A 12,784-nucleotide genomic window follows, 5' to 3' on the forward strand; every position below is an offset into this window, starting at 1 on the left:
TCTATTTTTTGAAATTCCATTCATCTGTTAAATATTTATTTTCCATCAATTGTTCTACATATTGGGTTTGCTGCTCTGTTAATTCATAAGGAATTAGTTCTATATCCAAAGCTACTTCAAACCCTTTAGAAAACGCGTCAACACATTGATCGATTGTAAATGGTGTGTCGACAAACTGATTCATCGCAACTGCTTTTTCTGGCAACTTTTTTCGCATTCTTTCTTTTGCTTCAGCTGTAGCAAAATTAAATACCGATAACAGCAGTTCTTCATTCAGATCAAGTAAAATAGCGCCATGCTGCAAAATTACACCTTTTTGACGTGTTTGCGCACTGCCGGCTACTTTTTTCCCTTCAACAACTAGCTCATACCAGCTTGGCGCATCAAAACATACCGCGCTTTTCGGTTTCTTCAGATCATCCAGTTGTTCCTTCGTCTCCGGCACACTAAAATAAGCATCCAGTCCTAAAAGGCGGAACCCTTGTAAAATTCCTTCGCTAATGACACGATATGCCTCTGTAACGGTTTCCGGCATATTTGGGTAGCTCTCTGTCACTATCACTGAATATGTAAGCTCCTGGTCATGTAAAACGGCACGTCCGCCTGTAGGTCTACGGATGAAACCTAAGTTTTGCTTTTTTACAGCTTCTAAATTAATATCTTTATGTACTTGCTGGAAATAACCGATTGATAATGTTGCAGGGTTCCACTCGTAAAAACGAATAACCGGCGGAATTTCCCCTTGGCTATGCCAATCAAGCAACGCTTCATCCAGTGCCATATTATAGGCTGGGCTGCATGGGCCCGAATTTATAAAATACCATTGTTTTTTCACAATTTCTCGCCTCCACTAATTCATTTTAACAAACTCGCTCGACTAACTCTAGTTCATCTCTTATAATAGATAGTACAGATAGAAAGGGGCAATATCGCAGTGACAATTTTATATACGATACTAGTAATTTTAGTAGTAATCGTTGCTTACGTAGTAATCAACTCTATGCGCTTAAAAAAATCCGTAACAAATTTAACACAGGAGCAATTTATTGAAGGCTACCGTAAAGCACAATTAATCGATTTACGCGAACCTAAAGAATTTGAAGCGGGACACATTTTAGGTGCTCGAAACATTCCGATGACGCAACTTAATACACGTCATAAAGAAATCCGTCCGGATCTGCCTGTATACCTTTACTGCCAAAACTCTGGTCGTAGTGCACGAGCAGCGCTGACATTAAAGAAAAAAGGCTATAGCCAACTGTTCCAATTACAAGGCGGTTTCAAAACTTGGACAGGCAAAGTTAAATCGAAAAACTAATTCTAAAAGTTCTCTACATTGTAGAGGGCTTTTTAATTTTCATTCACCGGCCCTACGAATCGAAATTGTCTGATTATCAGTAGTTTCTACCATTATATAGTCACACGTAAGAAGTCTAACTTTTCTCATAGAAAAAAGGTCAGAAAACAGCTCTGACCTTTTTGTCACAATTTATGAAATTGTTACTTCTTCTTTTTTTGTATAACGTAATACAGGTGTACGTGCAGCACGTGTTTCATCTAAGCGGCTGATTACCGTAGTATGTGGTGCTTCTTGTACGATCGTTGGGTTATCGATTGTTTCTTGAGCAATTTGAATCATTGCATCACAGAATGCATCCAATGTTTCTTTTGATTCTGTTTCTGTTGGCTCGATCATAATACCCTCTTCCACGTTTAACGGGAAGTATACTGTTGGTGGATGGTAGCCAAAGTCAAGAAGGCGTTTTGCGATATCCAATGTACGAACACCTAATTTTTTCTGACGACGGCCTGATAGCACGAATTCATGCTTACAGTGACGGTCGTATGGTAAATCAAAGTGCTCTTCCAAGCGGCGCATCATATAGTTTGCATTTAATACAGCATATTCTGTTACAGCCTTTAAGCCATCTGGACCCATTGAACGGATATACGTATATGCACGGACATTAATGCCGAAGTTTCCGTAGTAAGGTTTCACACGACCGATTGATTGTGGACGGTTGTAATCGAAGTGGAATGTACCATCTTCTTTTTTCACTAATACTGGTTTAGGCAGGAATGGGATTAAATCTGCTTTTACCCCTACTGGACCTGAACCCGGACCACCGCCACCGTGTGGACCTGTAAATGTTTTGTGTAAGTTTAAGTGAACACAGTCAAAGCCCATGTCGCCAGGACGTGCTTTACTCATAACAGCGTTTAAGTTCGCGCCGTCATAATAAACTTTACCGCCGACACCGTGCACGATTTCAGCCATTTCTAAAATGTTTTCTTCGAATAAGCCTAAAGTGTTCGGGTTTGTCAGCATAAGCGCTGCTGTATCAGGACCGACAACACGGCGTAAATCTTCCAGATCAACTAAGCCGTCTTCACCAGATCTGATTGTAATTGTTTCAAAACCAGCCACTGTAGCAGAAGCCGGGTTTGTACCGTGAGCTGAGTCCGGTACGATTACTTTGTTACGGTGACCTTCACCATTTGCCTCATGGAATGCACGGATCATCATTAATGCTGTCCATTCACCATGTGCGCCTGCTGCCGGTTGTAATGTTACTTCATCCATACCCGTAATTTCCTGAAGTGATGTCTGCAGATCATATAATAATTCCATTGCACCTTGTACTGTCGACTCATCCTGTAATGGGTGAACATGGGCAAAACCAGCGTAACGTGCAACTGTTTCATTGACTTTCGGATTGTACTTCATCGTACATGAACCAAGTGGATAGAACCCTGAATCCACACCATGGTTACGTTTTGAAAGTGCTGTATAGTGACGCATAATATCTAATTCTGCAACTTCCGGCAGTTCAGCCGCTTCTTGACGTACTAACTCTTTCGGCAGAAGTTCTTCTAAATCAAAATCAGGAACATCCAATGGCTCTAAGTTGTAGCCGACACGACCTGGTTTTGTAATTTCGAAAATGAGTGTTTGGTTTTCGTTATGCATTGTAAGCCCCCATTTCTGCAACTAATTGCTCGATTTCTTCTTTTGTACGGATTTCCGTAACAGCAATGAGTGCATGATTTTCTAATTCAGGATAAACACGACCTAAGTCAAAACCGCCGATAATGCCTTTTTCGATTAATGCTTTGTTTAGCTCTGTCACATTATGATTTGTCTTAACGACGATTTCGTTGAAGTGTGCGCCTTGATAAACAACTTCAAAACCAGCTGCTTCAAAGGCATTTTTAGCAAAGCGTGTCTTCACGATATTTTGTTTCGCCATTTCCTGCATACCTTGTTTGCCAAGAGCTGTCATTGCTACTGAAGAAGCAAGTGCAAGTAATGCCTGGTTAGAACAAATATTAGATGTCGCTTTGTCGCGACGGATGTGCTGCTCACGCGCTTGTAATGTTAATACATAACCACGGCGACCCTCTTGGTCTACTGTTTCCCCAACAAGACGGCCAGGTACTTTACGCATTAATTTATTCGTTACCGCGAAATAGCCACAGTGTGGACCACCGAACGCTTCAGCAATTCCGAATACTTGTGCATCCCCAACTGTAATATCTGCGCCTAATTTTCCTGGTGGTGTTAAAACGCCAAGAGCTAACGGGTTCGCAGATACGATAAACAATCCTTTTGCGTCATGTGTAATGTCTGCAAGCGGCTGCAGGTTTTCAACTTGACCAAAGAAGTTCGGATATTGAACGATTACGCCGGCTGTTTGGTCATCGATCAGGCCTTTTAGTGCTTCGATGTCTGTCACACCGTCTTTTGCAGGAATTGTAACGACTTCTATTGATTGTCCTGTAGCATACATTTTCACAACATCTTGATACTCCGGATGTACAGCTCCTGAAACAAGTAACTTTCCGCGACGTGTATGACCTGCAGCAAGCATACCTGCTTCTGCCAATGCCGTACCGCCATCATACATAGAAGAGTTTGCAATATCCATGCCTGTCAGTTCTGCGATCATCGTTTGGAACTCAAAAATCGCTTGAAGTTCACCTTGTGAAATTTCCGGCTGATATGGAGTGTATGCTGTATAGAACTCCGAACGTGAAATAACGTGATCAACAATTACCGGTTTATAGTGGTTGTATACACCTGCACCTAAAAACGATACATTGCTTGCTGTATCTTTATTTTTTGAAGCAAGTTGTGCCAGTTCCTTCATTAAAGCGGCTTCTGACTTGGCAGGTTTAATATTGTAGCTTCCTTGGAAGCGAACTTTCTCAGGAATATCCTCGAAAAGCTCATCAATTGTCGCAACCCCGATACGGTCTAACATTTCTTGTTTATCTTGTTCCGTCATTGGTAAATAACGATGTTTCATTGTTAACCCTCTTTTCAAAAGTTTTATCCCGCATTAACGGGCAGTAAGCTTGGTTCAACTATCAATCTAGGGGATGAAGACCCCCACTGATTGAAGTTTCATTTTATTTTGCACGCTTGTAAAATGGAGTTTCAACAACAACTGCTTTTGCTCTATTTTTTCGTACTTCAATTTCTAATTCAGTTCCAACTTCTGTGAATTTTGCGTCAATTAAAGCTAAGCCGATATTACGCTTTGTCATTGGTGACTGAGTTCCTGTAGTTACAAAACCAATCTCTTCACCATCTTTAAATACTTTATAGCCATGGCGGGGAATACCTTTATCAATCATCTCGATGCCTACAGATTTACGTGTTAGGCCATTTTCTTTTTGGTCAATTAATGCTTGCTGACCGATAAATTGCGGATCCTTTGCCAATTTCACCGCAAAGCCAATTCCCGCTTCCAATGGTGAAATCTCTTTTGAAATCTCTTGGCCATATAATGGTAAGCAAGCTTCAAAGCGAAGTGTATCACGTGCTCCTAAACCGGCCGCTACTACACCTTTGTCTTTTCCTGCTTCCAAAATTTTGTTCCATAAATCGACAATCGCTGCTGGTGTCCCGTAAATTTCAAATCCGTCTTCACCTGTATAGCCAGAGCGAGAAACTAGAACCGAATGACCGCCTACATCCACATTGTCCTGGAATTTAAAATATTTAATTGCCGTTAAATCTGTTGCTGTTAATGTTTGCAGAACTTCCTGAGATAATGGTCCTTGCAATGCGATTTGAGCATAGTCATCTGACACATTTGTCACTTTGACATCCCCTTCGACATGCTGCTGTAACCATTCAAAGTCCTTTTCAATATTCGCTGCATTAACACATAGTAAATAACGGTTATCTTCCAAACGGTATGTCAGTAAATCGTCAACAACACCGCCATCTTCATAACATAGTGCACTGTATTGTGCGCCGCCAACTGCAATTTTAGAAATATCGTTGGAAAGCATCTTTTGTAGATAAACTAGTGCATCCGGACCTTCTACGATAATTTCCCCCATATGGGATACATCAAAAAGTCCTGCACGGTTACGAACCGCATCATGCTCCTCTTTAATCGAAGAAAATTGTACCGGTAATTCCCAGCCGCCAAAATCAACTGTTTTTCCACCATACTTTGCATATTCATCAAAAAGTGGTGTGCGCTTTAGCTTTAATTCATTTGTCATGTTCATTTCCTCCTTTAGTTATGTATGTTCGTTTTGCTTTGTAAGGGGAAACAACATTACACCTATCAAAGTGTAAATCTATCTTTTTATTAGAATCATCAGAATATTAAAAGCCGATTTCTCCACAAAAAAAGACAGACGAATCCCCTTTACCGAGATTCTCTGTCCTTGCACCTGAAAGTTACACCCAAATTTGATCCACTATCACAATTTAGGCTTTCCCCGTTGGTGGCTGTTCGCAACAATAGCTGATTACAGCACTCTCCAGAGTTGCGTCCAATACGAGTCTTTTTGCCTGAGAGATTCATAGCATAGCTATTTGCTCCTTCGGCGACGTGACATCACGTTCTCTCCCCGTACCATCATCCGCGTTAGATTATTTACTTCATGTTATTGCTCTTCTTAGCAATATCCTAACATTGAATATAATGCAAACGCAATCTTTTTTTAATTTTATTCAAAATACGAACATTAAGTACGATTATCCAGTAATCATTCGCCTTTAAGACGTTTTACTTGAAAGCCGATGTACTCAACAATTTGTCTTAACGTTCTCCCGGCTGTCAGTACTTGTATATGGCCAGCTAGTCGATAATTCTTTCTGCGTTGGTGATACAGATTTTCCAATTCTTGCTCCGTTGATGATTGAACAATGGGACGGTTTTTGTCATTCCGAATACGCATATAAATATCTTCAAATTTTGCATCAAGAAAAAATACAAGCCCTGTCTGGCGCATAATTCTCCTGTTTTCTTCATTTACGGCTACCCCACCGCCTGTAGCGATAATGCATGCTTCATCACGAAAGTTCTTTAAAAATTCCGTCTCGATTTTTCGGAAGTGTGCTTCGCCGTATTTCTCGAAAATTTCAGGAATTGTCATACCCTGTTGTCGTACAATTTCATGATCCATATCGTAATACGGCATTTTCAAGAAAAAACTTAAACGTCTTCCAATCGCACTTTTTCCGCACCCCATAAATCCTACTAAATAAATTTTACGCATGCTGTTCACCTTCTTCTATTACGGACTACTTAATCAATTACGCCTCTACCTATTCTTTCGTTTCTATTTTGCTACTTAAACAGAAATATTTTTAGGTCAAACAAAATCGCATTATGCGACATTTTTTCGACTTTGCAAAAAGAAGTCGAACTTTAAGGTAAATTTAGTATATTTATCGTAGCACGAACGTAAATAGATTCCAATGAATTATATACTTTTATTTGCGCAAAATATGCATTTGTATAGAAAACAGCAGCTCCGGAAACTATGAACAATAAAAATACAGCCAGCAAAAATAATGCACCCTTCTCATTTTGGAGGCAATGGTAACACGAGGTCTCTTTCTCGCTTTGTTCCATTTTTCATCACTACCCTCATATTCACATCATTTTCATCCACCGCCAACTCCCATTTCTCAACAAAAGGCAGCATAATTTCATTTCCCCCTTTATTCGACCTTTTACGCAAATGCTGTTCTGATTTATCAAAAACAAACAAACGCTCCTCGGGGTCATTTGATATTTCCAGTTGCAGCATACCAGAGCTGAGCACCCTCCCAGATGCTGAATTCATATTGTATTGATGAAGATCATAAACGAACAATTCCCAGTTCACCTCATCTTTCATCATCTCAAGCTGTTGAAGATCCCGAACCCATATAAGGATAAGCAGGCTTATTGCGGTAAAAAGTACAAACACGGTTAACTGAAACAAGCTTTCCAGTAGTGTAAAACCCCGCTCATTAAATATTTGCCTCAATTTCATACACACAGTTCCTCTTCTTTTTCATTGTTGACATAATGGACACATACTTGGTACCCATCGTAATTCCATTGAAACTGAACCCCGTCAATGTGTTGAACTCCGGCGGATTGTCCAAATCTTTTATATTTCATCGCTCCTATAAAAGCTACTTCTGCAGCATGAGCTTGTACTTTTTGTATAGCTATTTGCTGTTGCATATTAAATGTGAGCGGAATGATTGTCGACGAAAGGAAAAATAAGATGACGACTGCTAACAGTGTTTCTACAAGAGTTAGTCCTTCCTGGCTCATTAAAAACCTCCTTTTCCAAAATCCTGGCTTTGCCGATATTCACAGAGTATTGATGGCTTGTATTCTCAAAATGATACGTTAGCCGTCCAAAGGCCTGGACATTTCCTCTCGTATTAAATAACAGCCGGTTATGCGGAGTGGATAAATACATGTCAATTGGCCGCGCTATTCGCTGGTCGTAAATAATATTAGAAGTAGTCCAATCCATTACTTGTATTCGGTAACAGTTAATAATTTCAAAGCTATGGGACGTTCCGGTCTCAATGGATAACAATTGTGTCATGCGTATTAACATCTCATTTTGATTCATTACCTGTTTTTCTGTATAATCCATTAACGGCTTTTGTGAAAGTGAGAGGATTGTTGAATTGACGACTAAAAAGATAAAGAGAACAATGAGCATTTCCATTAATGTAAAACCTTTTTCATCCGTTAACAGTAATTTTACTTTCTCTTTCATCGTTACGTTTCGCTGTTCCCCGGTCCAATGACTTTACCATCCACTATTTTAATTTCCGTATTATCCGGACATTTTAAGTCCTTTTCTACAATATACCCCTCGTCAATTAAATCCGAGACCGAAGCTGGATATTCATTTTTGTTCAGTTTATATGCTTCGACTTGTCCTTGAAGCATGAGAACATAAGCATTACAACCTTTTTCATCGATTGATGCGAAGTGTTTTGAAACGTTGGGAATTGTAACCAATATTAAAATGGAGATGATTAATAAAACAACAAGCATCTCTACTAACGTAAATCCTTTTTCATTTTTCATCTGATCCACCTCTTCTTATATAAAATCAATGACATCATACATCGGAATTAAAATACTTAAATATGCAGCAATTACGCAAATGGCAATGATCACAAATAGCAGCGGCTGAATTATCGCCAAGATTTGTTCAATTACTTTCTGAAGCTTTTCATCCAAAAGCTCGCAATATAAAATAAGCTCCCGTCCTAACAAGCCGCTCGCCTCACCGTGGGCAATAAAATGTTCAAATTTCGGATAAAAGTAGCCGACGATTTCAACTGCACGCTCCAATGAATCGCCAATAAGAATGCGTTCTTGGAGTATACCTGCAATATACGCAATGTGCTTTTGGTGATGTTGGGATTTTAAATGATCGAATGCTTTTTGGAGCGAGAAGCCCGCTAATAATAGATTGCCTAAATGGCGGGCAAATTGTCTCGTCAGAAATAGGCGCCAAAAAAGACCGATTAACGGGAGCCTAAACAGTAGATGGAGCTGCAAATCAATTCGTTTCTTACGGATTTGATAAATAAAAAGGGAGAGGACAATACCGAGAGCAATACCAACTGCAACAATATAGTCTGGCATATGGAGGAAAAACTTCGACCACTGAATGCTGGCGGACGATTCACTTTGGACGCGGGATGTAATAACTGAAGACATATTCGGCAGAAAATACGTTCGAAAGGCTAAAAACAGTATTATTAAAAATGTAAATAAAATGAGCGGATACGACATCACTTTTATTAGTTTCATTTTCGCCTGCTGTTGAAAAACGAGCTGCTTTGCGACAAGACCAATCGCTTCACTTAACTTGCCCGTCACTTCTGCCAACTCAATTGACACTAAATATTGTTTATCAAGACAAAGCAGCTGAAAAACTTGAGTTGCACTGCCACCCCCGCGCAATATATTCGAAATTTCCTGTTGGACCGGTTCATAATGTTTTACATGATAAGGCAACAGCATTTCGATACTGTGGGCAAATGTATAGCCTTCATTTAACAGTGTGGAGATTCGTTGGAGTAATGTAGGAAGCTCAGAGGACTTTATAATAGGTTTTTTAAACAAAGCAGCTGATGTGGCATTTTTAAGGAGTGGTATATTCATAGTAATCCTCATGAAGTTTTGCGATTTGACCTGCCAATGTTTGCTCAAAAGGTAATGTAAATGATTTTTCTTGGATGATGGATTCAAAGGCAAGCTGTAATTGATCATCAGTTAAAAATTCAAAAATAGCTTTATAGCCGTTATCCTCTGTTTCGATTAGACGCTGAGAAACAACAGCTCTTAGCATCTGCCGCATTTCCTCAAATGAAACCGACAAGTCATGCAGACGGTAAATACAGTTCACCGTATCCTTTGCATGTATCGTCGAAATTACGAGGTGTCCGGAAAACGCCGCTTCTATTGCGACCTTTGCTGTTTCTCTGTCCCGAATCTCTCCGAGCATAATCACTTCGGGAGAATGTCTTAAAATTGCCTTTAGACCTGCTGAATACGTCATTCCGGCTCGCTCGTTCACTTGAATTTGCAAGAGCTGTTCTTGCCTGCTTTCCACTGGATCCTCCAAAGAAATGACATGTCGAGATAAATGCTGCGAACAATATTGGAGCAATGAATATAATGTTGTTGTTTTGCCCGATCCGGTCGCACCGCTAAGTAATACTAACCCACTCTCCAGTCTGGACAATCTATACAACTGTTCAACACTTTCCCGGAAGTGACATAATGTCTGTAACGGGACGGTGTAGTTCTGCCGTAATATTCGAACTGCTAAACTTTCTTTAAAGAAGCTGGAAGGTAACGTTGAAATCCTGAAGGCATACATGGACCGGTCGATAAATTTTTGGAAGGAACCACTTTGAGGCTTTCGCTTTTCACTAATATCAAGCGAAGAAAGAAATTTAAAATAGGAAATCATACGGGTAGCGAGCTCTGTAGGGAGTTCATCTTCCTTTTCAAAACGGCCGTATTTTCTCATTAACAGATCATAGCATCCTTCTCTAGGGAGTAAGTGGATGTCTGTAACGTTAAGCTGTGTTGCCTTAGATAAAAGCTCCAAACAATTTTGTTCAATGATCGATAATTGTTTTATGGTAATCACCCCTTCATCAATTAGTTAGATGTGACTCCATTATAAATGGATTGTCCAGTATTTCATATAAAAACAGATAAAATTTCTTTTTAGTAGGAATTTTCTTTCAATATTAACAAATTTACTAATATTTCATGTAGAATAATATTAAAGTTAGTATATTTAAATTTTTACCGTATTGGGGGTTTACATATGATACATCCGATTAAAATTTCAAGTACTTTTGCAGATGAAACACGGTTTTCTATTTATGAATTTATGCTGCAGCAAAAGCAATTTTTATCCGTCCAGGATATTGCAGAACAATTTAAAATCCATTCCAATGTAGCACGTTTGCATCTAACTAAACTTGCAGAAATCGGCGCCATTTCCTCCGAACATTTAAAAACCGGAAAAGGCGGGCGACCTGGAAGAGTATATAAAGCAAAACAAGAAGGAATCAATTTAAGTATTCCTAGACGCGACACATCTTCATTAATTAAATGGTCACTTGAACTTATTCGCGAGCTTGGTGACGCAGCGTTGAGTAAAGCACAGGAAATCAGTTATCGCGACGGGAAACAATCGATGCTTGAACAAATGAATTCACATAAACGAAAATCTCCCTATACATTTGATGAGAAATTGGCCATGTTAACTAAAAGTGCGACATTAATAGGTTATATACCGGAAGTTATTGAAGATAATCAATCCAAATCCATTATATTCTCACTTTTCAACTGTCCCTTCCAGGAACAGTTAATGAACTACGGAGAAATTGTATGCCAACTCCATGAATCCTTTTTGTATGGACAAGTTGATACACTGTTTGAAAGTCATGAAATTACAAAAATAGAAAGTATGGTACATGACTGTGACTTCTGTAAATACAAAATTTCCGTACACAATTAATGGAAAAAACATGCGTTTGTCACAACTCTTCCATATCTCCCAGTTTACATTATCCAGAAACTTGATTTATAATGAATGAGAGACTATTCTATTTTTTTAGAAAAGGAGGGATATTTCATGAGCAATATGTATAAAGTTATGGCATTCTGGACTGCTATTTTCGCCGTTATGTTCTACCTTGGTGGTATGAACGAGGTTTCGCTATTATTCGTAGGTAATACAGGTTTATTTTTATTATTAGGCTTCTTAAATCTTTCAGAACGCATGTACATGTACATTTTTGGCGCATACTTAACTGTTTTCTTCGCCGGTTTCACCTATTACACAACATTCATACACACTCCAGGTGGAGGACATTAAAAAACGACACGCTCTTTAATAGAGAGCGGTCGTTTTTTATTTACAAGCAAGTTAAAAGCCATTTAAAAACGGGTTGGAGTCCATTTCTGCAGCAGGTGTCGTGTAGTCACCATGCCCTGGATAAATAATTGTATCTTCCGGTAATGATAAAAGCTTGTCGTGAATCGATTTCAACAAGATATTCATCGAACCACCGATTAAATCAGTCCGTCCAATGCTTTGTTCGAATAATGTATCGCCTACAATCGCAAAAGCGTCATCTTTAAAAATAAAGGATACACTTCCCGGAGAATGCCCTGGTGTATGGGCTACCGTAAAGGTAAATGCACCGATTGTCATTTCCCCTTCTTTTCGTATAATATGTTCTCCTTCAGGCTTTTTCACGATATAATTTGGCAATTCCGCATATTTGCCGGAACCATTTTTCATCGGATCAGCAAGCCAGTCCACTTCTTTTTCATGGACATACAGCGGAATATTATATATTGCCCGTATCGCATCCACTCCACCGATATGATCAAAATGTGTATGGGTTAATAAAATAGCTAATGGGTTTAAGCCATTTTTACGTAATTCATTTACAATGCGTGCCCCTTCTTCACCTGGATCGAAAATTAAGCAGTCTTTTTCTTTATTGCTGACAATGTAGCAATTCGTTTGGATCGGTCCTAGACTATATTTTCTAACATTTAACATAAATCATCACCTCAGTTTCCATTATACATTTTTTCTATCGTTCTCATAGTGAAAGTTATCGTTCAAACAAACGCCACTTTTAGTTCTCGACAAACGATTTGGAAACCTTTACAATAAAAGAGGAATATTGTTGAGACATTTTTTGGAATGTCGAAAGGAGTGTCAATTTTTTATGAACTTATTAATGGTTATTTTTGGTCTAGTTGCAATTTTTGGCGTAATTGGCATATTCCAATCAATCAAAGAGAAAAACCTTTTAGCTGCTGCCTTCAACGCTTTAGCTGCTGGTGTTTTCGGTTGGTTCGTCATTATGACGGTATTAAATCAAGGCTATCCACCAACTCATTAATTGCAACCGAAAAACGTATTGCTTTAGAAGCAATACGTTTTTTATATGGAC

The 12,784-nt window shown here is 39.1% G+C and carries 16 protein-coding genes and 2 riboswitches; of the genes, 4 read left to right on the forward strand and 12 right to left on the reverse strand.

The window, feature by feature from the left end:
• Position 1: 1 nt before the first annotated feature.
• The gene (locus tag AC6CH1_RS09995; RefSeq protein WP_498317772.1) at positions 2-838 is read right to left on the reverse strand and encodes a lipoate--protein ligase family protein; all 837 of its coding nucleotides are present in this window, start codon (positions 836-838) and stop codon (positions 2-4) included.
• Positions 839-934: 96 nt separating this feature from the next.
• Here AC6CH1_RS09995 and AC6CH1_RS10000 point away from each other — a divergent pair, with 96 nt between their 5' ends.
• Positions 935-1,318 carry a rhodanese-like domain-containing protein gene (locus AC6CH1_RS10000; RefSeq protein ID WP_079527702.1) on the forward strand — a complete coding sequence of 128 codons (384 nt, stop codon included), beginning with the start codon at positions 935-937 and terminating at the stop codon, positions 1,316-1,318.
• Positions 1,319-1,489: 171 nt separating this feature from the next.
• On the opposite strand, the gene gcvPB is transcribed toward AC6CH1_RS10000, so the two are convergent.
• The 10 genes from gcvPB to comGA form a co-directional block, all read right to left on the reverse strand.
• Complete coding sequence (gcvPB, locus tag AC6CH1_RS10005) at positions 1,490-2,971, reverse strand: aminomethyl-transferring glycine dehydrogenase subunit GcvPB (RefSeq protein ID WP_498317359.1); 1,482 nt, start codon at positions 2,969-2,971, stop codon at positions 1,490-1,492.
• Entirely contained in the window at positions 2,964-4,310 is a 1,347-nt protein-coding gene (gcvPA, locus tag AC6CH1_RS10010; protein ID WP_498317361.1) for an aminomethyl-transferring glycine dehydrogenase subunit GcvPA, read from the reverse strand. Before gcvPA ends, gcvPB begins: the two co-directional genes overlap by 8 nt.
• Before the next feature lie 103 nt (positions 4,311-4,413).
• Positions 4,414-5,523, reverse strand: a complete 1,110-nt coding sequence (gene gcvT / locus AC6CH1_RS10015; protein ID WP_251686946.1) for a glycine cleavage system aminomethyltransferase GcvT — start codon at positions 5,521-5,523, stop codon at positions 4,414-4,416.
• Positions 5,524-5,683: 160 nt separating this feature from the next.
• Positions 5,684-5,793: riboswitch (glycine riboswitch) on the reverse strand.
• A 3-nt stretch (positions 5,794-5,796) separates the two neighbouring features.
• Positions 5,797-5,889, reverse strand: a riboswitch (glycine riboswitch).
• A 126-nt stretch (positions 5,890-6,015) separates the two neighbouring features.
• The gene (locus tag AC6CH1_RS10020; RefSeq protein ID WP_251686944.1) at positions 6,016-6,528 is read right to left on the reverse strand and encodes a shikimate kinase; all 513 of its coding nucleotides are present in this window, start codon (positions 6,526-6,528) and stop codon (positions 6,016-6,018) included.
• 309 nt (positions 6,529-6,837) lie between these two features.
• Positions 6,838-7,293, reverse strand: a complete 456-nt coding sequence (gene comGF / locus AC6CH1_RS10025; RefSeq protein ID WP_498317364.1) for a competence type IV pilus minor pilin ComGF — start codon at positions 7,291-7,293, stop codon at positions 6,838-6,840.
• On the reverse strand, positions 7,290-7,583 hold the full coding sequence (locus AC6CH1_RS10030; RefSeq protein WP_498317366.1) for a type II secretion system protein: 294 nt from the start codon (positions 7,581-7,583) through the stop codon (positions 7,290-7,292). Before AC6CH1_RS10030 ends, comGF begins: the two co-directional genes overlap by 4 nt.
• On the reverse strand, positions 7,492-8,043 hold the full coding sequence (locus tag AC6CH1_RS10035) for a prepilin-type N-terminal cleavage/methylation domain-containing protein (protein ID WP_353056546.1): 552 nt from the start codon (positions 8,041-8,043) through the stop codon (positions 7,492-7,494). The genes AC6CH1_RS10030 and AC6CH1_RS10035 overlap by 92 nt, the downstream gene beginning before the upstream one ends.
• Positions 8,044-8,045: 2 nt before the next feature.
• Complete coding sequence (comGC, locus tag AC6CH1_RS10040; RefSeq protein WP_498317368.1) at positions 8,046-8,360, reverse strand: competence type IV pilus major pilin ComGC; 315 nt, start codon at positions 8,358-8,360, stop codon at positions 8,046-8,048.
• 15 nt (positions 8,361-8,375) lie between these two features.
• Entirely contained in the window at positions 8,376-9,449 is a 1,074-nt protein-coding gene (comGB, locus tag AC6CH1_RS10045) for a competence type IV pilus assembly protein ComGB (RefSeq protein ID WP_498317370.1), read from the reverse strand.
• A complete protein-coding gene (gene comGA / locus AC6CH1_RS10050) occupies positions 9,430-10,446 on the reverse strand; it encodes a competence type IV pilus ATPase ComGA (RefSeq protein WP_498317372.1) in 1,017 nt (338 codons plus the stop codon). Before comGA ends, comGB begins: the two co-directional genes overlap by 20 nt.
• Positions 10,447-10,629: 183 nt before the next feature.
• Between comGA and AC6CH1_RS10055 the strand changes: the two genes are divergently transcribed.
• Together AC6CH1_RS10055 and AC6CH1_RS10060 are read left to right on the forward strand one after the other, a co-directional pair.
• Positions 10,630-11,328, forward strand: a complete 699-nt coding sequence (locus tag AC6CH1_RS10055; protein WP_427709053.1) for a helix-turn-helix transcriptional regulator — start codon at positions 10,630-10,632, stop codon at positions 11,326-11,328.
• 117 nt (positions 11,329-11,445) lie between these two features.
• Entirely contained in the window at positions 11,446-11,688 is a 243-nt protein-coding gene (locus AC6CH1_RS10060) for a DUF2626 family protein (RefSeq protein ID WP_008404362.1), read from the forward strand.
• A 51-nt stretch (positions 11,689-11,739) separates the two neighbouring features.
• Here the strand turns inward: AC6CH1_RS10060 and AC6CH1_RS10065 are convergent, their stop codons facing one another.
• Complete coding sequence (locus AC6CH1_RS10065) at positions 11,740-12,384, reverse strand: MBL fold metallo-hydrolase (RefSeq protein ID WP_251686929.1); 645 nt, start codon at positions 12,382-12,384, stop codon at positions 11,740-11,742.
• Between the two features lie 172 nt (positions 12,385-12,556).
• On the opposite strand from AC6CH1_RS10065, the gene AC6CH1_RS10070 reads away from it, so the two are divergent.
• Positions 12,557-12,733 carry a DUF2759 domain-containing protein gene (locus AC6CH1_RS10070; protein WP_008404364.1) on the forward strand — a complete coding sequence of 59 codons (177 nt, stop codon included), beginning with the start codon at positions 12,557-12,559 and terminating at the stop codon, positions 12,731-12,733.
• Positions 12,734-12,784 lie beyond the last annotated feature (51 nt).

It is taken from the genome of Solibacillus sp. GQ1 (genome assembly GCF_059758555.1).

Excerpts from the sequence above, each read along its gene's own strand:
- gcvPB (WP_498317359.1), bottom strand. The coding sequence starts at position 2,971 with ATGCATAACGAAAACCAAACACTCATTTTCGAAATTACAAAACCAGGT.
- gcvPA (WP_498317361.1), bottom strand. The coding sequence starts at position 4,310 with ATGAAACATCGTTATTTACCAATGACGGAACAAGATAAACAAGAAATG.
- gcvT (WP_251686946.1), bottom strand. The coding sequence starts at position 5,523 with ATGACAAATGAATTAAAGCTAAAGCGCACACCACTTTTTGATGAATAT.
- AC6CH1_RS10020 (WP_251686944.1), bottom strand. The coding sequence starts at position 6,528 with ATGCGTAAAATTTATTTAGTAGGATTTATGGGGTGCGGAAAAAGTGCG.
- comGF (WP_498317364.1), bottom strand. The coding sequence starts at position 7,293 with ATGAAATTGAGGCAAATATTTAATGAGCGGGGTTTTACACTACTGGAA.
- AC6CH1_RS10030 (WP_498317366.1), bottom strand. The coding sequence starts at position 7,583 with ATGAGCCAGGAAGGACTAACTCTTGTAGAAACACTGTTAGCAGTCGTC.
- AC6CH1_RS10035 (WP_353056546.1), bottom strand. The coding sequence starts at position 8,043 with ATGAAAGAGAAAGTAAAATTACTGTTAACGGATGAAAAAGGTTTTACA.
- comGC (WP_498317368.1), bottom strand. The coding sequence starts at position 8,360 with ATGAAAAATGAAAAAGGATTTACGTTAGTAGAGATGCTTGTTGTTTTA.
- comGB (WP_498317370.1), bottom strand. The coding sequence starts at position 9,449 with ATGAATATACCACTCCTTAAAAATGCCACATCAGCTGCTTTGTTTAAA.
- AC6CH1_RS10055 (WP_427709053.1), top strand. The coding sequence starts at position 10,630 with ATGATACATCCGATTAAAATTTCAAGTACTTTTGCAGATGAAACACGG.
- AC6CH1_RS10060 (WP_008404362.1), top strand. The coding sequence starts at position 11,446 with ATGAGCAATATGTATAAAGTTATGGCATTCTGGACTGCTATTTTCGCC.
- AC6CH1_RS10065 (WP_251686929.1), bottom strand. The coding sequence starts at position 12,384 with ATGTTAAATGTTAGAAAATATAGTCTAGGACCGATCCAAACGAATTGC.
- AC6CH1_RS10070 (WP_008404364.1), top strand. The coding sequence starts at position 12,557 with ATGAACTTATTAATGGTTATTTTTGGTCTAGTTGCAATTTTTGGCGTA.